Annotated in this window: 22 protein-coding genes and 2 pseudogenes; 10 read left to right on the top strand and 14 right to left on the bottom strand. The window is 65.7% G+C overall.

All coding sequences use genetic code 11. From position 1 onward, the window contains the following. Window positions 1-173 precede the first annotated feature (173 nt). Window positions 174-965 (bottom strand): YfdX family protein, encoded by a 792-nt coding sequence (locus tag ABFK29_RS15515; RefSeq protein ID WP_040605201.1) that lies wholly within the window; start codon window positions 963-965, stop codon window positions 174-176. A 254-nt stretch (window positions 966-1,219) separates the two neighbouring features. On the opposite strand from ABFK29_RS15515, the gene ABFK29_RS15510 reads away from it, so the two are divergent. The 3 genes from ABFK29_RS15510 (at window position 1,220) to ABFK29_RS15500 (ending at window position 3,610) form a co-directional block, all read left to right on the top strand. Continuing rightward, the gene (locus tag ABFK29_RS15510; RefSeq protein WP_083803547.1) at window positions 1,220-1,366 is read left to right on the top strand and encodes a DUF3096 domain-containing protein; all 147 of its coding nucleotides are present in this window, start codon (window positions 1,220-1,222) and stop codon (window positions 1,364-1,366) included. A gap of 3 nt (window positions 1,367-1,369) precedes the next feature. Beyond that, window positions 1,370-2,548, top strand: coding sequence for a patatin-like phospholipase family protein (locus tag ABFK29_RS15505; protein ID WP_005863789.1), 1,179 nt, complete (start codon window positions 1,370-1,372; stop codon window positions 2,546-2,548). Window positions 2,549-2,812: 264 nt separating this feature from the next. After that, window positions 2,813-3,610: a 3-hydroxybutyrate dehydrogenase gene (locus ABFK29_RS15500; RefSeq protein WP_005863787.1), complete on the top strand. Its 798-nt coding sequence runs from the start codon at window positions 2,813-2,815 to the stop codon at window positions 3,608-3,610. 9 nt (window positions 3,611-3,619) lie between these two features. On the opposite strand, the gene ABFK29_RS15495 is transcribed toward ABFK29_RS15500, so the two are convergent. From ABFK29_RS15495 to ABFK29_RS15485, 3 genes are read right to left on the bottom strand one after another with little or no spacing between them, the layout of a single operon-like run. Further along, window positions 3,620-4,096 carry a GNAT family N-acetyltransferase gene (locus ABFK29_RS15495; protein WP_347099686.1) on the bottom strand — a complete coding sequence of 159 codons (477 nt, stop codon included), beginning with the start codon at window positions 4,094-4,096 and terminating at the stop codon, window positions 3,620-3,622. 36 nt (window positions 4,097-4,132) lie between these two features. After that, a complete protein-coding gene (locus ABFK29_RS15490; RefSeq protein WP_005863783.1) occupies window positions 4,133-4,828 on the bottom strand; it encodes an RraA family protein in 696 nt (231 codons plus the stop codon). Window positions 4,829-4,831: 3 nt separating this feature from the next. Beyond that, on the bottom strand, window positions 4,832-5,356 hold the full coding sequence (locus tag ABFK29_RS15485; RefSeq protein WP_005863781.1) for a hypothetical protein: 525 nt from the start codon (window positions 5,354-5,356) through the stop codon (window positions 4,832-4,834). A gap of 164 nt (window positions 5,357-5,520) precedes the next feature. On the opposite strand from ABFK29_RS15485, the gene ABFK29_RS15480 reads away from it, so the two are divergent. Beyond that, on the top strand, window positions 5,521-7,302 hold the full coding sequence (locus tag ABFK29_RS15480; protein WP_040605200.1) for an IlvD/Edd family dehydratase: 1,782 nt from the start codon (window positions 5,521-5,523) through the stop codon (window positions 7,300-7,302). A gap of 97 nt (window positions 7,303-7,399) precedes the next feature. Then, on the top strand, window positions 7,400-8,137 hold the full coding sequence (locus tag ABFK29_RS15475; protein ID WP_005863777.1) for an SDR family oxidoreductase: 738 nt from the start codon (window positions 7,400-7,402) through the stop codon (window positions 8,135-8,137). A gap of 181 nt (window positions 8,138-8,318) precedes the next feature. Here ABFK29_RS15475 and ABFK29_RS15470 read toward each other — a convergent pair whose 3' ends face one another. The 7 genes from ABFK29_RS15470 to ABFK29_RS15440 all read right to left on the bottom strand — a co-directional run bounded on the left by ABFK29_RS15470 (window position 8,319) and on the right by ABFK29_RS15440 (window position 16,489). Next, on the bottom strand, window positions 8,319-9,227 hold the full coding sequence (locus tag ABFK29_RS15470) for a DMT family transporter (protein WP_005863775.1): 909 nt from the start codon (window positions 9,225-9,227) through the stop codon (window positions 8,319-8,321). Between the two features lie 43 nt (window positions 9,228-9,270). After that, on the bottom strand, window positions 9,271-9,993 hold the full coding sequence (locus ABFK29_RS15465; RefSeq protein WP_005863773.1) for an SDR family oxidoreductase: 723 nt from the start codon (window positions 9,991-9,993) through the stop codon (window positions 9,271-9,273). Between the two features lie 29 nt (window positions 9,994-10,022). Then, entirely contained in the window at window positions 10,023-11,084 is a 1,062-nt protein-coding gene (locus ABFK29_RS15460; RefSeq protein ID WP_040605199.1) for a Gfo/Idh/MocA family protein, read from the bottom strand. A 135-nt stretch (window positions 11,085-11,219) separates the two neighbouring features. Next, window positions 11,220-12,713 (bottom strand): UxaA family hydrolase, encoded by a 1,494-nt coding sequence (locus tag ABFK29_RS15455; RefSeq protein WP_347099685.1) that lies wholly within the window; start codon window positions 12,711-12,713, stop codon window positions 11,220-11,222. 257 nt (window positions 12,714-12,970) lie between these two features. Then, on the bottom strand, window positions 12,971-14,566 hold the full coding sequence (locus ABFK29_RS15450; RefSeq protein ID WP_005856407.1) for a TRAP transporter large permease: 1,596 nt from the start codon (window positions 14,564-14,566) through the stop codon (window positions 12,971-12,973). After that, window positions 14,567-15,376: a TRAP transporter small permease subunit gene (locus tag ABFK29_RS15445; RefSeq protein WP_005856406.1), complete on the bottom strand. Its 810-nt coding sequence runs from the start codon at window positions 15,374-15,376 to the stop codon at window positions 14,567-14,569. It lies immediately after the preceding gene. A 102-nt stretch (window positions 15,377-15,478) separates the two neighbouring features. Further along, window positions 15,479-16,489 (bottom strand): TRAP transporter substrate-binding protein, encoded by a 1,011-nt coding sequence (locus ABFK29_RS15440; protein ID WP_005856405.1) that lies wholly within the window; start codon window positions 16,487-16,489, stop codon window positions 15,479-15,481. 274 nt (window positions 16,490-16,763) lie between these two features. Between ABFK29_RS15440 and ABFK29_RS15435 the strand changes: the two genes are divergently transcribed. After that, window positions 16,764-17,450 (top strand): GntR family transcriptional regulator, encoded by a 687-nt coding sequence (locus ABFK29_RS15435; protein ID WP_005856404.1) that lies wholly within the window; start codon window positions 16,764-16,766, stop codon window positions 17,448-17,450. Window positions 17,451-17,509: 59 nt separating this feature from the next. After that, window positions 17,510-18,355 (top strand): fumarylacetoacetate hydrolase family protein, encoded by an 846-nt coding sequence (locus ABFK29_RS15430; protein ID WP_005856402.1) that lies wholly within the window; start codon window positions 17,510-17,512, stop codon window positions 18,353-18,355. Window positions 18,356-18,521: 166 nt separating this feature from the next. On the opposite strand, the gene ABFK29_RS15425 is transcribed toward ABFK29_RS15430, so the two are convergent. From ABFK29_RS15425 to ABFK29_RS15415, 3 genes are all read right to left on the bottom strand, one after another. Then, window positions 18,522-19,274, bottom strand: coding sequence for an SDR family NAD(P)-dependent oxidoreductase (locus ABFK29_RS15425; RefSeq protein ID WP_005856400.1), 753 nt, complete (start codon window positions 19,272-19,274; stop codon window positions 18,522-18,524). Between the two features lie 78 nt (window positions 19,275-19,352). Next, window positions 19,353-20,408: a transketolase family protein gene (locus ABFK29_RS15420; protein ID WP_005856398.1), complete on the bottom strand. Its 1,056-nt coding sequence runs from the start codon at window positions 20,406-20,408 to the stop codon at window positions 19,353-19,355. Window positions 20,409-20,460: 52 nt separating this feature from the next. Beyond that, entirely contained in the window at window positions 20,461-21,309 is an 849-nt protein-coding gene (locus tag ABFK29_RS15415; RefSeq protein ID WP_040604192.1) for a transketolase, read from the bottom strand. A gap of 158 nt (window positions 21,310-21,467) precedes the next feature. Between ABFK29_RS15415 and ABFK29_RS15410 the strand changes: the two are divergent. The 3 genes and pseudogenes from ABFK29_RS15410 (at window position 21,468) to ABFK29_RS15400 (ending at window position 23,286) form a co-directional block, all read left to right on the top strand. After that, window positions 21,468-22,426 (top strand): annotated as a pseudogene (locus tag ABFK29_RS15410) (acyl-CoA dehydrogenase family protein). Window positions 22,427-22,487: 61 nt separating this feature from the next. Continuing rightward, a pseudogene (locus tag ABFK29_RS15405) lies at window positions 22,488-22,829 on the top strand (CoA-binding protein); the annotation flags it as partial. A 67-nt stretch (window positions 22,830-22,896) separates the two neighbouring features. Next, the gene (locus tag ABFK29_RS15400; RefSeq protein WP_005856390.1) at window positions 22,897-23,286 is read left to right on the top strand and encodes an acyl-CoA synthetase, putative; all 390 of its coding nucleotides are present in this window, start codon (window positions 22,897-22,899) and stop codon (window positions 23,284-23,286) included. The last annotated feature ends 21 nt before the right edge of the window (window positions 23,287-23,307 follow it).

Genomic DNA, 23,307 nt, shown 5'->3' with positions numbered 1-23,307 from the left:
CTGACCGCGGGCCTGGACCAGTAAGACCAGACCGTCGGGCAGGTGGCGACGGTGCGGGAGCGCGTGACCGCCGGCGCTGCGCGTTACTCTGACTGTCCCACCCTCTTGCGCTGAAACGGCGTCGGGAGGACCCGGCGCCGCTTTCATGACATCAGAACTGGAAGAACGGACGTTCAGGAGCCGTCGGTCGGCTGGTCCGCCATTGCTGCCGTGGCTTCGGATTGGGCGTGTTCCTCGCTCACGGGCGAGGTGTTCTTGGCGCCTGCGTCGGCAGAGGCTTTCACGGACTGCTGCTGCGGGATGCCGTCGATGGAGAAGCTGCGGACCACGATCGCGTCGCCCACCTTGGCCAGCGCCTGGTCGGCGGCGGTCATGTCGCCATTGGCCAGAGCGTTGGATGCGTCCTGAAGCGCCTGATGGGTTGCTGCGATGGGCAGCATGGCGGCACTGACATTCACGTCGATCTCGGCCACGCGCAGGGTGTTCAGCGCTGCGTCATGCTGGCCGCTCTGCAACTGCGCCGTTGCGGTCTTGAGCGCGTCGCCGGTGGCTTCGCCGGGGACAAATGTCTCACCGAGGGACATGGAGACGTCGATGGGCAGCAGGCGGTCGGCATTCGACGGATCCTCCGTGTCGCCGATGGTCAGGTCGTTCCAGTCCTTCTCGGACTTGTCGAACAGGGCCAGCGCGGCGTCGACGCGCATCTTGGCGGTCTCCTGATCGTCCTTCGAGATGGCCATGCGGGCCAGATGCACGTCACGCAGCGCCTTGAACGCCTCGTCGGCGGTGCGGATCATGCCGGTCTGAGTGGCATAGCCGGGGTCCTTTGCGGCGGCCTGTTCCGTCTTCGCGGTGGCCTTGGCTGCAGGATCGGTGGCGTTGGTGGCGGCATAGGCCGACATTGCGGAGCCGCCGAGCATCACGGCGATCAGGGCGCCGGACAAGAGTTTGGAACGGGTTTTCATGGTGGTTCTCCTCTGGTTTGGGCCGGTTGCGGCCCTTGTTTTCGCGGTGCAGCACAAGCATCTGCCGCCCGGTGAGGATGATGTGGGGACCGGATCTGTCCGCTGCTTTTCCGCCAGTTTACAAAATTGAAAACCGCGAAAAGCGGCGCTTTACGGATTTGTAAGATCCAGAGAAGGGCGACGTCAGTTCGGCGACCTAAGTGTCGATGCAACAGGCGGCACACGATGCGCCGCCGCAATCCGGAGCACTTGCCATGTATGCAAATCCCATCCTCGCCCAGTCCTTGCTGGCCCTCGTCGCCGGCGTCGTCATCCTCGTCGCACCGCGTGTCCTGAACTATGTCATCGCGGCGTATCTGATCGCCGTCGGCCTGTCCGGCCTCTTCCTCGGGATGGCCTGAGCCATGGCCTGCACGATCCTTCTGCTGCAGGGCGGCGGCGCACTCGGGGCTTACCAGTGCGGTGCCGCCGAGGCGCTGGCAGAAGCTGGCGAAGCCCCCGACTGGGTGGCCGGCATCTCCATCGGCGCGATCAACGCCGCGATCCTGGCGGGCAACGCCCCCGACCGGCGCATGACGGCGCTCCGAACCTTCTGGGAGCGGATCACGGCCCGGCAGCTCTGGGCCGAAAACGTCTCGGGCTGGCTGGCGCCGCGTTGGCTGAACCTGTGTTCGGCGGCGACCATCGTGCAGACCGGCGCGCCGGGGTTCTTCGTGCCGCGCTGGCCGTCGGCGGCGATGCGCCTGCCGGGAACGCCGGGTGCGCGCAGTTTCTACGACACCGCGCCGCTGCGCGAGACGTTGCTGGAACTGGTGGATTTCGACCTGCTGAACGACGGGCCGATGCGGATCAGCGTGGGTGCGGTGAACGTGGAGAGCGGTAACATGACCTGGTTCGACAGCGCGGACATGCGGCTGACGGTGGATCATATCATGGCGTCCGGCGCACTGCCCCCGGGTTTCCCGGCGGTCGAGATCGACGGTGCGCACTATTGGGACGGCGGCATGGTATCGAATACGCCGCTGCAATACGTGCTGGACGTGCAGGACGGGTCGGACGACCTGACGATCTGGCAGGTGGATCTGTGGTCTGCGCGGGGGCAGTTGCCCGACAGTGTCTGGGCGTCGGAAAGCCGCGAGAAGGACATTCGCTTCTCGTCGCGCACGCGCATGGTGACCGACATGATGCGGGAACGGCACGCGATGCATCAGGCCGCGCGGCGTCTGGCGCGGCGTCTGCCGGAGGCGATGCGCGACGATCCGGACTTGCGGAACCTGATGAACGGCGAACGCGACCCGCATATCGCCATTGCGCACCTGATCTATCGCCAGCTTCCGACTGAGAACGGCACGAAGGACTTCGAGTTCTCACGCCGTTCGATGGAAGGGCACTGGCAGGCGGGCGCGCGGGACACGCAGCGCACGCTCGGCCACGCGGACTGGCAGCGGCGGGGGCAGGGCCAGGAGATGATCGAGGTTTTCGACCTGTCCGACCCGGACAGCCACAGCGGCCATGGCGCGGCCTCGCAGGGCTTGGCCGTGCCGGAGGGCAGTTCCCACGTCGCGACGCAACCTCTGCACTGACCGGACGCGCCGGTCCCGCAGACGTGAAGAGTCGGGCGGAACGGTGCCGGGCCGCTCTGCGTCGGTCCGGTCGAGGGGCTGGGGCACTTCGCTGTCCCGGCCCGGATCGGGCGCACCCTGCGGCGGCCGGAACATCCCGCGCATGACCCTGAGTGGTCGTGCCTGAAAAACCGACACGCGCATGACCCGAAGGGGCCATGCCGACCAAATGAACGAAGCATGACCCGGCGCGGTTGTGCCGACGAACTGAAAAGGAGACTACCCATGACCGACGTACTTCAGGACATGAAAGGCAAGATCTGCATCGTCACCGGCGCCGCCTCCGGCATCGGCAAGGCCATCGCCGCGCGCTACGTCGCCTCCGGCGCGAAGGTCGCGATCGCCGACATCGCGCTCGACAAGGCAGAGGCAGCTGCAAAGGAACTGACAGACCAGGGGCCCGGCGAGGCGATGGGCATCGACATGGATGTCACCTCCGAAGAAGCCGTCAATTCCGGTGTCGCCAAGGTTGTCGACACATGGGGCACGGTGGATGTGCTGGTGTCCAACGCCGGCGTGCAGATTGTGCACAAGCTTGAGGACTTTCCGTTCGACGAATGGAAAAAGCTGCTGTCGATCCACCTCGACGGAGCTTTCCTGACCTCGAAGGCGGTGATCCCGCACATGAAGAAGCAGGGCTCCGGCTCCATCATCTTCATGGGGTCGGTACACTCGAAAGAGGCCTCGCCGCTGAAGTCCGCCTATGTCACGGCAAAACACGGGCTACTGGGGCTGGCACGGGTGATCTCGAAGGAAGGCGGCAAGGATGGCGTGCGGGCCAACGTGATCTGCCCCGGTTTCGTGAAGACACCGCTGGTGGAAAAACAGATCCCCGAACAGGCCAAGGATCTGGGCATTTCCGAAGAGGAAGTGGTCAGCGACGTGATGCTGGGCGAGACGGTGGACACCGAGTTCACCACGGTTGAGGACGTGGCGGAGATCGCGCATCTGTTTGCGTCCTTCAAGACCAACGCGCTGACCGGGCAGTCGGTCGTTGTCAGCCACGGCTGGTACATGAACTGAGCGGGGGCGTCACTTGGCAGGCGGTGCCTGCCATGCGTAGATCGTGTCGAGGTCGTCGGACGACACGAGCGTAAACCCGCACCCTTTGTAGAAGTCGTTTGCAGGGCTGCCGTTCAGCGCCATCAGGCGGATCGGCAGCCCTTCCCGTTCCGCGCTGGCCTGAAGGCCGGCAACCACCACCCGCCCCAGTCCCCGACCCTGGTGAGCGGGTTCGACGTAGAGGTGGTCGAGGTAGAGGTGGTCTTTCCGGCGCCGCACGACGAAGAACCCGGCCATCTCTGCGCCGATCTCGATCACTGTCGTGTCCGCTGGATCGAAGCCTTTCAGGAACCTCTCACGGGCGCGCTCGGGCGAAAATCGCCCGACGGCCTCCAGGCTCGGGCGCATGGCCGCGACACGGATGTCGGCGAGAGCATCGGCTTCTGCGCAGGTCGCTGGACGGAAACGGCAGGCTCCGTCGTCGATCGATAGGGGGCTGTGGGACAATGGCGACGCACTCCGGTTCGGTGGCGGCCCCGTGGCTCACACCTTCTTCGCGCGACCGTCGGCCAGCATGGCGTCGATGTCCAGAGGCGCGCGGAAACCGTCCTTTACCTTTGCCTCCAGCTCTTTCTCCATCTTCGCGACCTCCTGCGCCTTGGCGATCACCGAGTCGATCCGGGCGTAGGGAATGACCACAACGCCGTTGCGGTCGGCCACGATGAGGTCGCCCGTCGCCACCTGGCGGCCGCCGACCACCGCCGAGCCGCCAAGGGTGCCGGGGCCGTTGGCATAGGGAGAGTTCGGGTTCAGGCCGGTGCACCAGCAGGGCAGGCCGGTGGCGCGGATGCCGTCGAAGTCGCGCATCGGCCCGTCGGTGACGAATCCTGCCGCGCCCGCGTTCTTCAACATGCCGGACAGCTGGTCGCCAATGGTGGCGCAACCGTCATGGCCGTGTGCCGCATGGACAACCACGTCACCTGGCGTCAGCAGGTTGACGGCGGCCAGCGTCGCCATGATGTCCATCGGCCCGCTGTCGGCGACCAGCGCGCGGCCCACCACGTGGCGGTCGAGTTCGTCTCCCAGGCCCAGCGGCGCGATGGCCGTGGACATGGCGGCGATGCCGCCCATCGCGTCGCAGATAAAGGCGGTCTCCACCCCCTTCAGCGCGGCGATCTGGTCCGGCGTCGGGGTGGGGGCGCCTTCGACGATGGTCAGGACGGGTGGTTCTTCGATCATGGGTCAGTCTCCTTGGGCCGGGCTGTCCGGCAGTGTCTGTTGCTGGTCGCCCGGCGTCACGCGCCACAGCAGGCGGATGTAGGCCAGCCCGGAGGCGGTGGCTTCGCAGCGGGTCTTTTGCAGGGCCAGCGCCTCAGCCGGGGTATCGGCAAGCCGCCCCAGCTCTTCCAGCCGGTCGCATTGCAGGAGGCCCGAGAGCAAGTCGTACTTGGTCTCGATGCGGGCGCGCAGGGCGACGGGTTCCGGCGCCGTTCCGTCGAGCCGTGTCAGCCGTTCTGCCGCGGCCTCCGACAGTCGCAGGCGCGCCGCGTCGTAGCACAGCGTGGCAAGCGCGGGTGCGTCGGCGGGCAGACTGCCACAGCCTGCCAGAGTCGGACCGATGCAGATGTCGGGAGAGGCATCGCGCGCCCGCGCTTCGGCCACGCATCCGGCGACGGCCTCGGTGTCGATGGCCGGTGTCAGCGGCTCCTCCGCACAGGCGGGCAGGGCAAGCCACGCCACGGCGAGCATGGGCAACGCACGGTTCATGATGTCCTCCCTCAAGGCGCGCGCGTGGCGGCCCTTTCCGGGGGCATAGCAGGGGGGCGAGGCGATCTTGTCAAGGGCGGTGCTTGCATTTGGTATACCAAATGGTGAGGATGCCGCGAAGCCCGCGCCGGGAATCGCCCGAGACGGGGAAGGGAGAAAATACGATGTCAGACACACGCGCGAAAAAACGTTTCCGCAGCCAGGAGTGGTTCGACAATCCGAACAATCCGGGCATGACCGCACTTTACGTGGAGCGTTACCAGAACAGCACCTACACGCGCGAAGAACTGATGTCCGACCGCCCGGTGATCGGGATCGCCAACACCGGCTCCGATATCGCGCCCTGCAACAAGATCCATGTCTTCCTGATGGACCGCATCAAGGCAGGCATCCGCGAGGCGGGCGGCATTCCGATGGAATTCCCGATCCACCCGATCCAGGAAACCGGCAAGCGCCCGACCGCGGCGCTGGACCGCAACCTCGCGTACCTGAGCCTCGTGGAGGTGCTGCACGGCTATCCCATCGACGGCGTGGTGCTGACCACCGGTTGCGACAAGACCACGCCCGCGCAGCTCATGGGCGCGGCGACCGTGGATATCCCGGCCATTGCGCTCAACGGCGGCCCGATGCTGGACGGCTGGTGGAAGGGCAAGCGCGCCGGGTCGGGCGCCATCGTCTGGGAATCGCGCCGTTTGCTGGCCGAGGGAAAGATCGACTACGAGGAATTCATGGGCCGCGTCTGTTCGTCGGCACCGTCGCTGGGGCACTGCAACACCATGGGCACCGCCTCGACCATGAACGCCATGGCGGAGGCGCTCGGCATGACGCTGACCGGGTCCTCGGCGATCCCCGCGCCGTTCCGCGAGCGGATGGCCATGGCCTACGAGACCGGCAAGCGCATCGTGCAGATGGTGCTCGACGATCTGAAACCCTCCGACATCCTGACGCGTGAGGCCTTCGAGAACGCGATCGTCGTCAACGCGGCCATCGGCGGGTCGACCAACGCGCCGCCGCACCTGCAGGCGGTGGCCCGCCACGCCGGGGTGGAACTGAACGTGAAGGACTGGGAGACGGTGGGCTTCGACGTGCCTCTTCTGGTCAACATGCAGCCCGCGGGCGAATACCTGGGCGAGAGTTTCTTCCGCGCCGGTGGCGTACCCGCCGTCATGGGCGAACTGATGAAGGCCGGGCGCCTGCACGAGGGCGCGATGACCGCCACGGGCAACACCATGGGCGCAAACCTTGCCGGGGTGGAAAGCGTCGACCTGGACGTGATCCGCACCTATGCGGAGCCGCTGCGTGAAAACGCGGGCTTCAAGGTGCTGACGGGGAACCTGTTCGACAGCGCGCTGATGAAGACCTCGGTGATCTCGCCGGACTTCCGCAAGCGGTTCCTGTCGACGCCGGGCGAGGAAGGGATCTACGAGGCGCGGGCCGTGGTCTTCGAAGGGCCGGAGGACTACCACGACCGGATCAACGACGCCTCGCTGGAGATCGACGAGCATTCGATCCTGTTCATCCGCGGCGTCGGATGCGTGGGTTATCCCGGCTCTGCCGAGGTGGTGAACATGCAGCCGCCGGACGCGCTCATCAAGGCGGGGATCAACCACCTGCCGACAGTGGGCGACGGGCGGCAGTCGGGCACTTCGGAAAGCCCGTCGATCCTGAACGCCTCGCCCGAGGCGGTGGTCGGGGGCGGGTTGGCGCATCTCAGGACCGGCGACCGGGTGCGGCTGGACCTCAACGCCTCGCGCATGGATGCGCTGGTGGACGAGGCGGAGTGGCAGGCCCGTATCGACGCCTGGGAAGCCCCCGAGATCCATAACCAGACACCGTGGCAGGAGATCTACCGCACCCACGTCGGCCAACTGGCCGAAGGCGGCTGCCTCGAACTCGCGACGGCCTACCAGAAGATCCGCAGGGACTTGCCGCGCGACAACCACTGACATCCGAAGGGCGCGATCCGAGAAGGACCGGGGGCAGGGCCCCCGGCGCGCCTTTCGGCATTTCCAAGGCTCGAAGAAACATGGGGGAGAGCTTCACATGAGCAAGACAATCATCATCACCGGGGGCGCGCGCGGTATCGGCAAGGCCTGCGCGCAGACCTTTCTGGAGGCTGGCTGGCGCGTGGGCATCGTGGGTCGCACGCCCGAGACGGTGGCCGAGATGGCCGACAGCCACGAGAACGCGCTCGCCTTGCCCTGCGACGTGGTGGACGAGGCACAGGTGGACGCCGCCTTCGACAAGGCGATGGCCGAATGGGGGCGCATCGACGCGCTGTTCAACAACGCCGGTGTCTCCGTCTCGGGAAGCCCGGTGGACGAGATCAGCGTCGACGACTGGCGCAAGTGCATCGACATCAACGTGACCGGGTCGTTCATCTGCGCCCGCGCGGCATTCGGCCGGATGCGCAAGCAGGACCCGATGGGCGGGCGGATCATCAACAACGGCTCGGTTTCGGCCTATGTGCCGCGCTGGGGATCGGCCCCCTACACCGCGTCGAAGCACGCGATCACCGGGCTGACGCGCTCCCTCTCGCTGGACGGGCGGCCCTACAACATCGCCTGCGGACAGATCGACATCGGCAACGCGCTGACCGACATGGCAGAGAAGATGACCAAGGGTGTGCCGCAGGCAGACGGGTCCATCGCGGTCGAGCCGGTGATGGACGTGGCGAATGTGGCATCGTCGGTGCTGCACATGGCGTCGCTGCCGCTTGAAGCGAACGTCCAGTTCATGACCGTCATGGCCTCGGCGATGCCCTACATCGGACGCGGCTGAACTGTCCGGGGCCGGCGGGGACCGTCCCCGCCGTGTCTGGCAGGCCAGGACACGCAAGACTTCGGATGGAAGGGCCGTTTGGGCGTATCGCCTGAACGGCCTTTCCATATCGTGCATGGTCAGAGCGTTCGCACGACGTTCTGGCTGTCATTGCTCCCGTACCCGACGGACGGATGTACCGCTAACGCTGGGCAGGCACCGGCCTCCGCACGCGGCCGCGCACGACCCGCTCTCGTTGCCATATGTACAGCCCGGAGGCGATGATGATGAGCCCGCCGCCCAGCGTCCACACGGTGGGGAGCGTGTCGAACAGCGACCAACCCGCGAAGGCGGCCATGAAGATCTGCACGTAGACGACCGGCGCCAGGATCGAGGCATCGGCCAGCCGGTGTGCCACGGTCGCCGCGATGTGCCCCGACGCGCCAAAGCAGCCGATCAGCACGAAGGGCAGCCAGGACCAGCCCGTCGGCCAGGTCCAGTCCTGCAGCACGAAGGGCAGCAGGCACAGCGCGGCGATCCCCGAGGACCAGAGCTGCTGGGTGGCGTTGGCTTCCACGTCCGACAGCATGCGCGTCAGGATGAAGTAGAAGGAGGCGCAGACCAGCGCACCGAGCGACAGGAACATGGCAGGGTGGAACTCCGCCCCCCATGGCTGCATCACCACCAGCACGCCGGCAAAACCGCAGCAGACCGCCACGATCCGCCTCAGGCCCACCTTCTCGCCCAGAAGCGGGATCGCCAGAAGCGTGATGGCGATGGGCCCGGCGAACATGATCGTCGTGGTAACGGTGATCGGCAGGAACTGCAGCGCCGAGAAGTTCAGCACCGTCGACCCCAGCAGGAAAAGCGACCGCAACATCTGCTTGACCGGCGCATGGCTCCGGAAGGCGGAAGGATCCCGCAGGCCGAACAGCAGAACGGCCACAAGGAAATGCCCGGTGTAGCGGGCAAAGACCACCTGCAACGTCGGCAGCCCCGCAATGATCAGCAGTTTCGCCGAACTGTCGATGCAGGTGAAGAAGGCCACCGCGAGCACCATCAGCAGCACACCCGTGCGTGTGCGGTCCTCGCGTGGCTTCGCCTCCGTCATCCTCTGTCCCCTCGCATTGAAGGTGCAGAATCTGCACCCTACATCAGGCCGCCGCCCAGCCGCCGTCGATCACATGCGCCTGTCCGGTGGTAAAGGCGCTCTCGTCCGAGCCGAGGTAGATCGCCAGATGCGCGATCTCCTCTGCGGTGCCGATCCGGCCCATGGGCTGGCGCGCTTCGAAAGCTTTGCGGGCCTCCTCGTAGTCACCCATCGCCCGCAGGCGGTCGTGCAGCGAGGGGCTGTCTACCGTGCCCGGACAGATGCAGTTCACCCGGATGCCTTGCTTGACGTAATCGACCGCCACCGATTTGGTCAGCCCGATCACCGCCGCCTTCGACATGCCGTAGATGCAGCGGTTCGGTGCCGCGACGATGGACGAGGCGACGGACGCGATGTTGACGATGGCCCCGCCGCCGCGCGCGATCATCCCCGGCAGCGCGGCCTGCATGGCGTGGAACTGGCTGCGGACGTTCAGCGCGATGGCGAAGTCGAACTCGTCGTCCGTGGCATCCAGCAGCGGCCCCGCGTGCACGAAGCCCGCGCAGTTCACCAGCACGTCCGGCGCCGCTGCCTCGACCGCGGCGGTCACCGCCGCCTTGTCGGTCACGTCGAGCGCCGCCGTCTCGCAGCCCAGCCCGTCCATCAGCCCGGCGTTGAGGTCCGTGGCGATCACCGTGGCGCCTTCGCGCAAGTAGCCCTCGGCGATGGCGCGGCCGATGCCCTGTCCGGCGGCGGTGATGAAGGCGCGTTTGCCCTGCAGTCTCATGGGTGTCCTCCCGTTTGGTCCCCTGGGGCTCACACCCCGGTGTAATCGCCCGGCACCTCGCGTGGTGTCACGGGCCGCCCATCGCGCGCCGACAGCGCGCAGGCCAGCGTCATCTCCATCGCCGCGATGCCGTCCGCGGCGGTGCAGAGCACGTCGTCCTCGCCGCCCGCCACAACCGCCGCAAAGCGTTCGATCTGCGCCAGCAGCGGGTCGATCGGATCGAACCGGGGGCCATCGGTGCGGGCCAGCGGTTTCGACCATTCGATCTCGCCCGGCCCGGACCGCCCCCAGCGGGTCAGCGACGGAAAGGCCAGCGCGCCCTCGGTGCCGGTCACGCGCAGGTAATCCTCGCCCGATCCGGCAATCGCCGGGTTCTCGAACGATCCGCTCTCGAACGACCAGGGCGACGCGCCGGCGTCAGAGATCAGGAAGGATCCCAGTGCGCCGTCGCCGAACCGGAAGGCCAGTGCGGCAGTGTCCTCGATCTCGAAGCCACGCCGGGCAGAGGACAGCAGCGCCGTGACCTCCGTCATCTCGCCGATCAGGAAGCGCAGCAGGTCGATCTCGTGGGTCATGTTGGTCAGCAGCGGCCCGGCGCCCGGCATCCGCCGCCACGGTGCGTCGTAATAGCTGTCGTGCTTGCGCAACGACCACAACCCCTGCACACCCACGAGATCGCCGATCCCGGACAGCGCCGCGCGCCCCGCGATGGAAAACGGATGGCAGCGCCGGTGATGGCCGGTAAACAGCGGCAGGCCCGCCGCCGCCGATGCGTCGCCCAGGGCGCGCGCCGCGTCGAGCGTTCCGGCCAGCGGCTTCTCGGCGATCACAGCCCAGCCGCGCGACAGGCAGGCCAGCGTCGATGCATGGTGATCCTGCGTCGGTGTCGCCACAATGGCCGCGCGCACCTTTTCCGGCACCTCGTCCAGCGTGGCCACCATGGGCAGACCCTGGGCCGCCAGCGCCTCGCGCAGGGGCGCATGCGGCTCCACGACAGCGACCAGTTCCGTCATCTCCGACAGACCTGCCACCTCGATATGACGCTGCCCGATGGAACCGGCGCCTACCACGCACAACGGCAGTCCTGTCATCGCATCTTCCTCTCGTCCCATCTGCCAGGGAGGCCGAACAAGGCACGGCCCTTGGTTTCATCTTGGAAAAAATACCTCGGGGGTGCGGGGGCGGAGCCCCCGCGGATCGCCCCGGCGCAGCCGGGGCGAAATCCCTCACATCACCGCGCCGATCTGCCAGGGCACGAACTCGAAGTCGCCAAGCCCCTGCAGTTCCGACTTGGTCTTCTCGCCGGACGCCATGCGCAGCCACATCTCGTAGATTTCGCGACCGACCTCCTCCACCGACTTGCCGTCGCTCAGGATGGAGCCCGCATTGATGTCCATGTCTTCGGTCAGCCGGTCGAACATCTCCGTGTTGGTCGCGACCTTCATGGACGGGCTGGGCTTCGCGCCGAAGGCCGACCCGCGGCCGGTGGTGAAACACACCAGGTTGCAGCCGGACGCGATCTGCCCCGTCACCGAAGCCGGGTCGTAGCCGGGGCTGTCCATGAAGGTGAAACCCTTCGCCGTCACCGGCTCCGCGTATTTGTAGACGCCGGTCAGCGGCGTGGTGCCGCCCTTGGCGGCCGCGCCCAGCGACTTTTCGAGGATCGTGGTCAGCCCGCCCTTCTTGTTGCCGGGGGAGGGGTTGTTGTCCATCGAGCCCTTGTTGCGGGCGGTGTAATCCTCCCACCAGCGGATCAGCCCGACCAGCTTTTCGCCCACCTCGCGGTCGACGGCGCGGGCGGTCAGCAGGTGCTCGGCGCCGTAGATCTCCGGCGTCTCGGCCAGCACGCCAGTGCCGCCCTGTGCAACGAGAAGGTCGCAGGCGTGGCCCACGGCGGGATTGGCGGTGATGCCCGACCACGCGTCCGAGCCGCCGCACTGGAGCGCGACCATCAGCTCCGAGGCCGGGCACTCCTCGCGTCGGGCCTCGTTCACGATCGGCAGCATCGCCTCGATCTTCCGGATGCCCAGTTCGACTGTCTTGCGCAGGCCGCCCACGTCCTGGATGTTCATCGACTGGAACAGCGGGCCGGGCGTCAGGCCGTAAGCCTCCACCAGCCAGTCGATCTGGTTCATCTCGCAGCCCAGCCCGGCCATCAGCACGCCGCCGACGTTGGGGTTCTTGGCATAGCCCCACATCACGCGCTGCAGCGCCTCGAAGCCTTCCGAACCCTGTCCGGCCATGCCGCAGCCGGTGCCATGGACAAAGGCCGCCACACCATCGACGTTGGGATAGTCCGTCAACCGCTCCGGAGTGAAATGCGCCGCGATCTGGCGGGCCGCCGTGGCGGAGCAGTTGACCGAGGTCAGCACCGCGATGAAGTTGCGCGTCCCGACCCGGCCCGACGCCCGCCGGTAACCCATGAACGTGTCCTGTGTGGTGGCCTCGGGGGCGGGACGGATGTTCGTGGCGTATTCGTATTCGGTGTCGACGTTGCGGAAGTCGAGGTTGTGGGTGTGCACATGCGCGCCTTCGGCGATGTCCTCGGCGGCGTAGCCGATCACCTGGGCGTACTTGATCACCGGCGCGCCCTTCGCGATGGCGCGGGTGGCCAGCTTGTGACCGCGCGGGATCAGCTGCGTGGCGCCGTGCTGGCCCGCCTCAAGGGCGGTCACGGCGGTGACGACATTGTCGGCCTCGGACAAACGAACGGTGGTCATTGCGATCTCTCTTGCTTGATGCAGACGCCGGGTCCGGCCCGGCGGTGATCTTCTAATATTCCAGTTGAGGGTGCTGGGGTGGTTCTTGCGCCTTTCGGTCGCGGGATTCAAGTCATGCGCGGATCGGGATGGCGGATTCCGGGCGGTGGAGGCCGGACCGCGGGGGGGGGGCGAAGACCGGGATTGTCCTGCACCCGGAACCGGCGCGGGGCGAAGCCGGTGCCCGGGCGGAGGGGACCGCCCGGGCACAGAGCACCTTACAGGAAGACCGTCACGATGGGCGGCCACGCCAGCAGAACCGCCAGCGCCAGCAATTGCAGGGCGATGAAAGGCAGGAAGCCTCTGAAGATGTCCGTCAGCGAGATATGCGCCGGGGCCACCGATTTGAGATAGAAGGCGGCCGGGCCGAAGGGCGGCGACAGGAAGCTGACCTGCATGTTCATGCAGAAGACCACGCCGAACCAGATCGGGATCACCCGCGCGTCGACATGACCGAACCAGCCGATCTCCTCGGCGGGAAGGCGGACGACAATGGGCAGGAAGACCGGCATGATCAGCAACACGATGCCGACCCAGTCCATGAACATGCCCATGATGAGGAAGATGAACATCATGATGAGGATCACACCCATCGTCGGCATGTCGGCGCCCACGATCATGTTCGCCACATAGGTTGGCCCGCCCGCCAGGGTGTAGGCGGCGGCCAGAGCGGCGGCGCCGATGGTCACCCAGATGATCGTGCCGGTGGACTTCACAGTGCGCAGCAGCGCGTCCCACACGATCTCGAACGTCATCTCGCGGCGGATCAGGCCGATCACGAAGACGGCGACGACACCCATGCCCGCGGCCTCGGTGATGCCGGTGATGCCGCCGTAGATCGACCCCAGGACCACGCCTATGACCACGGTGGGCGCGATCAGGCCGCGGCCCATCTCCCAGCCCGCGGCGGTGCGCTCGCGTCCGACCAGTGCGAAGGCGATCACCCCGAAGAGGATGAAGGCCCCGACAAGCCATGGAATGTCCGACGCCATGCCCAGCAGGATCGGATCGACGCCCTCGGTGGGGGCATTCATCCCGAAGATGGTGAAGAACAGTGCGCGCACCAGCAGGGCCGCAGTGATGTACATGCCGAGCTTCGAGATGAAGCCAAGGAACATCAGGCGTTTCTCGTTGCCTTTCGGCGCGTCCGGGTCCTCGGGCGGGAGGGGCGCCATATCGGGGTTCATCCGTGTGCGGACCACGATGTAGATGATGAAGAACGACGCCAGCATGAAGCCCGGCAGGAAGGACGCGGTGAACAGCGCCTTGATCGACGTTTCCGTGACCAGCCCGTAGAAGATGAGGACGATCGACGGCGGGATCATGGTGCCGAGCGACCCGGAGGCGCAGATCGTGCCGATGGCGAGGTTCTGGTTGTAGCCCAGCCGTAGCATCTGGGGCAGGGCGATCAGGCCCAGCAGCACGACTTCGCCGCCGATGATGCCCGACATGGCGGCCATGATGACGGCCATGACCGATGTCACGATGGCGATGCCGCCCCGCGTCCGGCTGAGCCAGACGTTCAGCGACGAATACATGTCCCGCGCGATGCCGGATCGCTCCAGCAGCGCGGCCATGAAGATGAAGAGCGGCACCGAGATCAGGACGTAGTTGACCATCTGCCGGTAGATCGCCTGTCCCAGCACCGAAAACGGCCCCATGCCGAAGCTGCGGAACAGGATGTCCGTGTCGAACTTCAGAAGCAGTGTCACGACGGCCAGAAACGCCGAAGCGAAACCCAGCGGCATCCCGATCGCCAGCAACGCGAACATGCCGAACAGAAGGATCAGGGAGAGCGTGCCGATGTCGACCATTTACTTGTCCCCTTCGAGCGTTTTGCGGATGTTCTCGATTTCGTGTTCGTCGATGTCGTCGGCGGAATGGTGTTCGGGGGCCTTGTTCCAGTCCGCGATCAGGTTGGACAATGCCTGCAGCGCAACCGCCAGCCCGATTACCAGGACCGCGGTCTTGACCGTGCCGGGGATCGGCGGATCCCAGGCGGAGCCGTAGCCTTCGAGGTTCATCAACCGCCGGGTCGCATCGTTGTAACCGCCCCAGATCAGGCAGCCCACGAAGACCCAGATCAGGAAGACGGACACGCAGTCCGACGCCTTCTGCATCCAGCGGGGCATCATGTCGTAGATCACGTAGATGCGGATGTGGCTGCGCTGTTGCATGGCGTAGAGGCCAGCCATCAGGAACACGAACGCCGCGATCCAGAGCGACAGCTCGTTGGCCCAGAGCGTGCCGCCATTGAAGATGTAACGCGCAACGACTTCGAAGCCCATTGTGACGACGATGAAGGCCGTGGCTATCATCGAAAGCCGCCCGAGCACGAGGCTGAAGATGTCGAACGGCCCGGTGCGCTCCACCTCGATCACACCCTTGAAATCCGACAGATAAAGCGAGCTGAACAGCAGCGCGAGTGCAATGCTGATGAGAAGGGCCTGCACCAGAGGCCGGCCTCCGGGGCGGATCATCTCGTGCATGCCGATCGGATCGGCCGTGGTGTATTGTGCGATCAGGAACCAGGCGTAAATTGCCAGTGACAGACCGATGAATATGAACATGGCCAAGCGGATCGGTCCCCGCATTGACCCGAGCCAGACGCTCTCGCCGTTCATGATGTGCCTCCCCGTGGCCCCGTTTTTTGGTGTTCTTGGAGTGAAAAACGGCGGGCCCCGGGAAAGAGCCCGCCGTCGCTGTCCATCGGACGGATGTGTGTCTTAGTTCGCGAGCAGACCGAGATCCTTGAGGTAGCTGCGATGGCTTTCCACCAGCGCGGCGGCCTCGGGCGAACGACCGGCCCAGTCATCCCACGCGACCTGCGCGGCCTTGCGGAAACTGGCGCGGTCTTCGGCCGACCAGTCGTGCAGGGTCACGCCCTTCTCGGTCAGCATGGCCGCCGCTTCGGCGTTCTTCTTCTCGTTCGACAGGGCGGTGTGCAGCGTCAGCTTCTGCATCGCGGTGTCGATGATCCGGCGTTGCGCCTCGGTCAGGCTGTCCCACACGCCCTTGTTGCAGGCTAGGTGGTCGGACGGCATGGAGTGGAAGCCCGGGTAGGTCGCGTGGTCCACGAGGTCATAGAGACCGAGGCCCACGTTGTTTGCCAGGCCGGATGCGTCAGCACCGTCGATGATGCCGGTTTCCAGCGCGGTGAAGACCTCGGTGAAATCCATCACGATCGGTTGAGCACCCATCTGTTCGAAGATCTCGGTTTCGAGCCCAGGGGGCGAACGGAACTTCCAGCCCTTCAGGTCGTCGGGACCGGCCAGCGGCTGGGACGAAGAGAGCGATTCCTGACCGTATAGCCACCAGCCGACCAGCTGCATGCCCTGCGAATTGTACAGTTCCTGCGCGGCATCGTAGCCGCCACCGTAATACAGCCACGAGATCTGCTGCCACGGCGTGTCGTAGCCGCCCATGATGTCACCGACGAACTGGAAGGCCGGGTTCTTGCCGGTCTGGTACGCGCCGCCGGTCATGTCGCAGTCGAGGATGCCGTTGATCGCGGCATCGAAGGTCTCGGTCGTGGCGACGACGGACGAACTGTAGAACATCTCGATGTCGATGGAGCCTTCGGACATGGTTTCCACGTCGTCGGCGAACTGGGCTGCCAGAAGGCCCGAAGGATGCTCGGTTGCGTAGTGCGTCTGGATGCGCAGTGTCACGTCCTGGGCCGATGCGCCGGTCGCAACAATGGCAACGGCCGCAGCCGTCGTCAGAAGTTTCTTCATTGTCTCCTCCCATGGCGACCGTCTTTTCGGGCCGCCCTATGTTTATGCGGGGTACGTCCACCCCGGTGTCGAAAAGGGGGTCCTCGGCCCCGGTGCGCATCCGGGGTCCACGTCCCCGAAGGCAGATGGTATACCACCTGTGAGGGTACGCTAACCAAACCCATGTCGACAGGCAAGGATTTTTGGTATACCAAATTTTGTCAGCGGGAGGTGTCGGTCGAATGGCTTTGCGGGCAACAAAAAACATAACAGAAAGAAAAGGCTAAGGCGCAGAATGGCCGAGGAGACCTTGCCGGAACAGATTGCGAATCGACTGCGGAGGGACATCCTGCGGGGCGACCTGCCGCCAGGTACGGCGGTCAAGGAACGTGATCATGCGGGCGAACTCGGTGTCAGCCGCACGCCCATGCGTGAAGCGATTCGAATCCTTGCCAAGGAAGGGCTCGTGATCCTGCGTCCCGCGCGCTCGCCCATCGTGGCGCAGCCATCGTTCGAAGACGTGGCGCAGAACATCGAGGTCATGACCGCGCTGGAATTGCTGTCTGCCCGTCTGGCTTGCGAACGCGCGTCGGACGCTCAGATCGACCACATCACCGACGTCGCGGCCCGGATGGAGCGCGAATACGACAAGCTCGACAAGCTCGAAGTCTTTGAAATCGACATGAGCTTCCACCGCGCCATCGCGGAGGCGGCGGGCAACCCGGTTCTGGCAGAGATGCACCGCGCGCTGCTGGCGCGGCTCTGGCGGGCGCGGTACTTGTCGGCCAGCCGAAAGGATTCCCGGGAGAGGGTGCTGGAACAGCACTCGGCCATCGTCCGCGGCCTGCGCAGCCGCGATGCCACGGAGGTTGAGCAAAACCTGCGGGCGCACCTCGACCACCTGCTGATCAACGTGGTGGACTTTTTCGAGTCCGAACGGACCGGTTCCGCCGACCCGACGGCTGCGGCCACCCCGGCCTGACGCGCCGCCCACCGGCGCCAACGAAACACCCTGACAAGACACTCCAGGAAAGGACAGAAATGAAACTCTTGCGCTATGGCCCGGCGGGCCAGGAAAAGCCCGGTATGCTTGATGGCGAAGGCCGCGTGCGCGACCTCTCGGCCCATGTCAGCGATTTCGCGGGTGAAAGCGTGTCCATCGAGGCGCTGGACAAGCTGCGGTCGGTGGACGTGTCGAGCCTGCCGGTGGTCGAGAACCCGGGCCGCATCGGCGCCTGCCTCGCCACTGTTCCGAACTTCTTCTGCATCGGTCTGAACTATGCCAAGCACGCGGCCGAGACAGGCGCCGAACCGCCGAAGGAGCCGATCATCTTCAACAAGGCGACCTCGGCGCTGTCCGGTCCTTTCGATCCGGTGGTCATCCCGCGCGGATCGGTCAAGTCGGACTGGGAAGTCGAACTGGGCGTGGTGATCGGCAAGACCGCCTCATACATCTCGGAGGAGGAGGCGCTGTCCCACGTGGCCGGCTACTGCGTCGTCAACGACATGTCCGAGCGCGCGTTCCAGATCGAGCGCGGCGGCACGTGGATGAAGGGCAAGTCGGCCCCGACCTTCGGTCCGACCGGCCCGTGGCTGGTGACCGCCGACGAGATCCCGGACCCTCAGAAGCTGGCAGTGTCGCTGAAGCTTAACGGCGAGACGGTGCAGGATTCGAACACCGACGACATGATCTTCGGCGTGGCCGAGATCGTGGCCTACATGTCGAATTTCATGCAGCTGCAACCGGGTGACATCATCGCCACCGGCACGCCTTCGGGCGTGGGCATGGGCATGAAACCCCAGCGCTTCCTGAAGCCGGGTGACGTGATGGAGGTCTTTATCGAGGGCCTCGGCACCCAGAAACAGGAAACCGTCGCGGCAGAGTGACGGGTTTCGGATCGCTGGCGCGATCCTATCCACGCGGGCTGCGCCCGCGCCAAACGGGAGAGGCGCTGCCTCCCCCGTACCCCCCTCCGAGCTCGTACCCCCTCCGGGACAGCGTACGCAGACGATCTGGGCGCCATATCCGGATGGGGTCACAATTCGGAGGCGCTCAGTGGATGAGCGAACCGCCGTTCACGTCGACCTCCGAGCCGGTGACATAGGCCGACAGGTCGGAAGCCAGAAACAGACAGCAGCCCGCCACGTCCGAAGCCGCGCCCGCGCGGCCCATGGGGATGCCGGCGAGGATCTGTTCCATCATCTCCGGCGTCAGCTTGCCGGCGGTGATGTCGGTGGCGATGAAGCCGGGGCAGACCGCGTTGGCACGGATACCGTCGGTGGCCAGTTCGCGGGCCATGGCCTTGGTCAGGCCGAGGATGCCCGCCTTCGCCGCCGAATAATGCGGGCCGCCGAAGATGCCGCCGCCCCGTTGCGCCGAGACCGAAGAGATGTTCACGATAGCGCCCTTGCCGCCTTTGCGCATGTGCGGGATCACGGTCTGGCTCATGTAGAGCGTGCCGCGCAAATTGACGTCGGTCACGGCATCGTAGTTGGCGGGCTCGATCTGCATCAGTTTCAGCGGCTGGGTGATGCCCGCGTTGTTTACCAGCACGTCGATCCGGCCGAAAGCTGCGAGGGCGGACCCTGCGGCGGTGTCGCAGGCGTCCTTGTCGGTGACGTCGCAAGCAAGACCGATGTGCCCCAAACCGGGCAGATTGGCGGCAGCGCTCTCTGCCGCTCCGGCGTCCAGGTCGAGGATCGCGACACGGGCGCCGTGCTCAGCAAAGAGCTTGGCAGTGGCCTTGCCAAGCCCGCGCGGGCTGGCGGCACCTGTGATGAGGGCGGTCTTGTCTTTCAGGAGCATCGTGGAATTCCCATGTCTGGAGGAGCGCGGCGGCCCGGTGCGGCGCGCCAGTTCGCCGGAAGAGGTTGTGGAAGGGCATCACAGACGCGCCCGGACCCGTTGCGTGATGGCCCGGACGGACAGGCCGTACTGGTCGTGCAGGGTAGGCAGGGCACCCGCGTCGAGGAACTCGTCCGGCAGGGCGATACTGTCGAAGGCCGGATGGATGCCAGCCCTCATCAGCGTCGCGGCCACGGCTTCCCCGAGCCCGCCGACGATGGTGTGGTTCTCCAGCGTCACCACGAGCCGCCCGGTCTTTGCCGCCTCCGTCTTGATTGTCTCGACGTCGAGCGGCTTGATGGTGGGGACGTGCAGGACTGCGCAGTCGGTGTCGTCCGCCTTCAGTGCCTTCGCGGCATCGAGGGCACGCATGGTCATGAACCCGGTCGAGATGAACAGCACGTCGCGACCGCTGTGGATCAGCTTGGCCTTGCCCAGTTCGAAACGGTAGCCGTATTCGCCCAGTACATCCGGCACCTCGCCGCGCAGCAGGCGCATGTAGACCGGACCCGGATGATCGGCGATGGCATGTGTGGCTTGGGTGATCTCTGTCGCGTCGCACGGATCGACGATGGTCAGATTGGGCATGCCGCGGAAAATCGCCAGATCCTCCGTCGCCTGGTGGCTGGGGCCGTAGCCGGTGGTCAGGCCGGGCAGGGCGCAGACGATCTTGACCGGCAGGTTCTCCTCGGCGATGGCCATGACGATGAAGTCGTAGGCCCTGCGGGAGGCGAAGACCGCGTAGGTGGTGGCGAAGGGGGTGAACCCTTCGCGCGCCAACCCGGCGGCGGCCGAGATCATCACCTGCTCGGCCATGCCCATCTGGTAGAACCGGTCGGGGTAGGCTTTGGCAAAGACGTGCAAGTCGGTGTACTTCGACAGGTCGGCGGTGAGGCCGACGATGTCGTCCCGGGTCTTCGCCATGTCGCAGAGTGCCTTGCCGAAAGGGGCGGTGACAGTCTCGCGGCCCTCTGCATCGAGGGAGGCAATCATCGCGGAGGTCGTCAGCCGTTCGCCGGTCTCCGAGACGGGTGCCGTACGTGGCTGATGCTTGGACTTGCGTCGGCTGAATGGGCCGGTCGGGGCTTCGGTCATTGAGTCTCTCCGGGGCACGGGGGCCGGGATGAAACCGGCCCGCAGTCATGGGTCAGGCAGGCATCTGCTCGTCGAGATGGGCGATGGCGCGGGACCATTCGGACGGCTCGATGCGAACGAAATGGGTGATCTCGCGCTCTTCGAGGAAGGGCACGCCCTTGCACATCTGGGTCTTGCAGACGATCACGCGGGGCCGGGGATCGGGAAGGTCGCGGGCCGTGTCGAAGGCTTGTACGAGCGCGTCCAGATCGTTGCCGTCCACCTCCTGCGCGTGCCAGCCGAAGGCCGCCCATTTCGGTGCCTCGTCTCCTTTGGCCAATGCGGCGGTGGTCGGTCCATCGGCCTGCTGGTCGTTGAAGTCGACGATGCAGATCAGGTTGTCGAGCTGGTGGCTGCTGGCGGCCATCACCGCCTCCCAGGTCGACCCTTCGCCCAGTTCCCCGTCCGACATCATGTTGTAGACGAAGGCTGCGCTTTTCTTGCGCTTCAGTCCGAACGCGGCGCCCACCGCGATGCCCAGACCGTGGCCGAGGCTGCCGCCCGTGATCTCCATTCCCGGCGTGTAGGCAGCCATGCCCGACATCGGCATGCGCGAACCGTCCATGCCGTAGGTGCCGATCTCGTTCTCCGGAAGGATGCCCGCTTCGATCAGGGCCGCGTAGAGCGCGATGGCATAGTGGCCGATGGACAGGTAGAAACGGTCGCGCCCTTCCCAATGGGGGTCTTTTGGATCGTAGGTCAGAGCGTGGAAATAGCTGGTGGCCAACACGTCCGCCACGCCGAGCGCCTGCCCGATGTAACCCTGTCCCTGCACTTCGGCCATGCGCAGCGCGTGGCGACGGATCGCCCATGCGCGGCGCGCCAGGCTCACGTTGGAGCCTGCGTGAGTGTCGCTGGACATGTCTCCTCCCTTGTCCGTCTTTTGGTATACCATTTCACTCCCAGACGGTCGCCTGCGCAAGAGCGGGCGTGACGAATGTCGTTTCTGGCAGGAAATCCGGCGTTTTGTGTTCCAGTGCCGAGGGAGGCACGGCTTTCATGGACAGGAAAGGGGACTTCATTGATTTCGGACCGAGTGACGAGCAGGATATGATCGTCTCCACGGTGCGGGCTTTCGTGGAGAAAGAGATCTATCCCCATGAGGCAGAGGTCGAACGGACTGGCGAGGTGCCGCCGGGTCTCGGTGAAAAGCTGAGGCGCAAGGTGATTGATCTGGGCTTTTACGCCTGCAATTTTCCAGAGGCCGGGTCGGACGTGCGGGGCATGCGCTGCACCGCGGTACGTGACGGGGCGACTGGGTTGTCAATGGCACGAAGTACGTCATCTCTGGCGCGGATCACGCCGATTTCTTTATCGTTTTTGTAGCGACCGGCGTGGATGAGACGCCCAAGGGGCCGAAGAAGCGGATCACCTGTTTCCTTGTCGACCGCAGGCATCCCGGGTTCACTGTGCGCGATGGTTCCCGTTCGGTGTCGCACCCTGGCTACAAGAACTGCGTGCTGGAATTCTCCGACTGCCGCCTGCCGGCCGGCCAGGTGCTGGGCGAGGTCGACGGCGGGTTCGCGGTGATGAACGATTGGCTTTATGCAACGCGCCTAACAGTCGCGGCCTTCTGCGTCGGTCGGGCGCGGCGATGTTTCGAAATGGCTGTGGCATACGCCGCGCAGCGCAAACAGTTCGGCCAGCCCATCGCCGGGTTCCAGGGCGTGTCCTTCCAGGTGGCGGACATGGCAACGGAAATCGACGCATCGGACCTGCTGACGCTGATGGGGGCGTGGCGGCTGGACACGGGACTGCCCTTGAACCGCGAGATTGCCTCGGCAAAGGTGCACGCGTCGGAGATGCTGGCGAGGGTAAAAGACACGACCCTGCAGATCTTTGGCGGCAAGGGTTTGATGGACGATTTCCCGATCAAGCGGTTCTGGCGCGACGCGCGGGTAGAGCGGATCTGGGATGGAACTTCGGAAATTCAGCGGCACATAATCAGCCGGGAGATTTTCCGGCCATTGGGCGCGTGATGACCGTCGACAACGCGGCGCAAAGCCCCGCCCTACGAACCGTTGCGCCGGTGGGGATGGCATGAGCGGACTCGACCGGTTGCTCAGACCCCGCAGCATCGCGGTGATCGGCGGCGGCGTCTGGTGCACGAATGTCGTCCGAGAATGCACAAAGATCGGCTTTGGTGGGCCTGTCTGGCCAGTTCATCCATCACGGGCGGACATCGGCGGCGTCGCGACCTATCCATCAGTTGAAACCTTGCTGGAGCCGCCCGACGCCTGCTTCATCGGGATCAATCGGACGGCGACGGTGGAGGTGCTTCGGGTCCTGCGTGCCACCGGGGCGGGCCGAGCAGTCTGCTTTGCCGCCGGTTTCAGCGAGGCACGGGCGGAACTGGCGGACGGCGGTGATTTGCAGGAGGCGCTGCGCGCAGCGGCCGACGGGATGCCGTTCCTCGGGCCCAACTGCTACGGGTTCGTCAACGCGCTGGATGGCGCGGCTGCCCGCCCGTGCACGCGCGCTCGGCATGCGGATCGTGGCCGTGAAGTTGGGCGCGTCGGAACAGTCGGCGCGGGCTGCGGTGTCGCATACGGCTTCGCTCACCGGATCGGATGTGGGCGCGCGGGCGCTCTTGCGGCGGCTCGAAATCGCCCAGGTGGAGACGCTGAGTGCCTTCCTGGAAACGCTGAAGACCCTCGACGGCGTGGGGCGGTTGGCCTCGGCCCGGATTGCGTCGATGTCCTGCTCCGGGGGTGAGGCGAGCCTGATGGCCGACAGCGCGTTGCGCCGGGACGTGTCCTTACCGCCGCTCGACGCCGCTCGACGCCGCACAGACAGCCGCGTTGCGCGCCGCGCTGGGGCCGAAGGTCTCCCTGGCTAACCCATTGGATTGCAAAACCTA

The organism is Sagittula stellata E-37, assembly GCF_039724765.1.
GTDB classification, from domain to species: Bacteria; Pseudomonadota; Alphaproteobacteria; order Rhodobacterales; family Rhodobacteraceae; genus Sagittula; species Sagittula stellata.
Note: the sequence above shows the minus strand (reverse complement) of the source record. Positions and strands in the feature narration are given on the sequence as shown.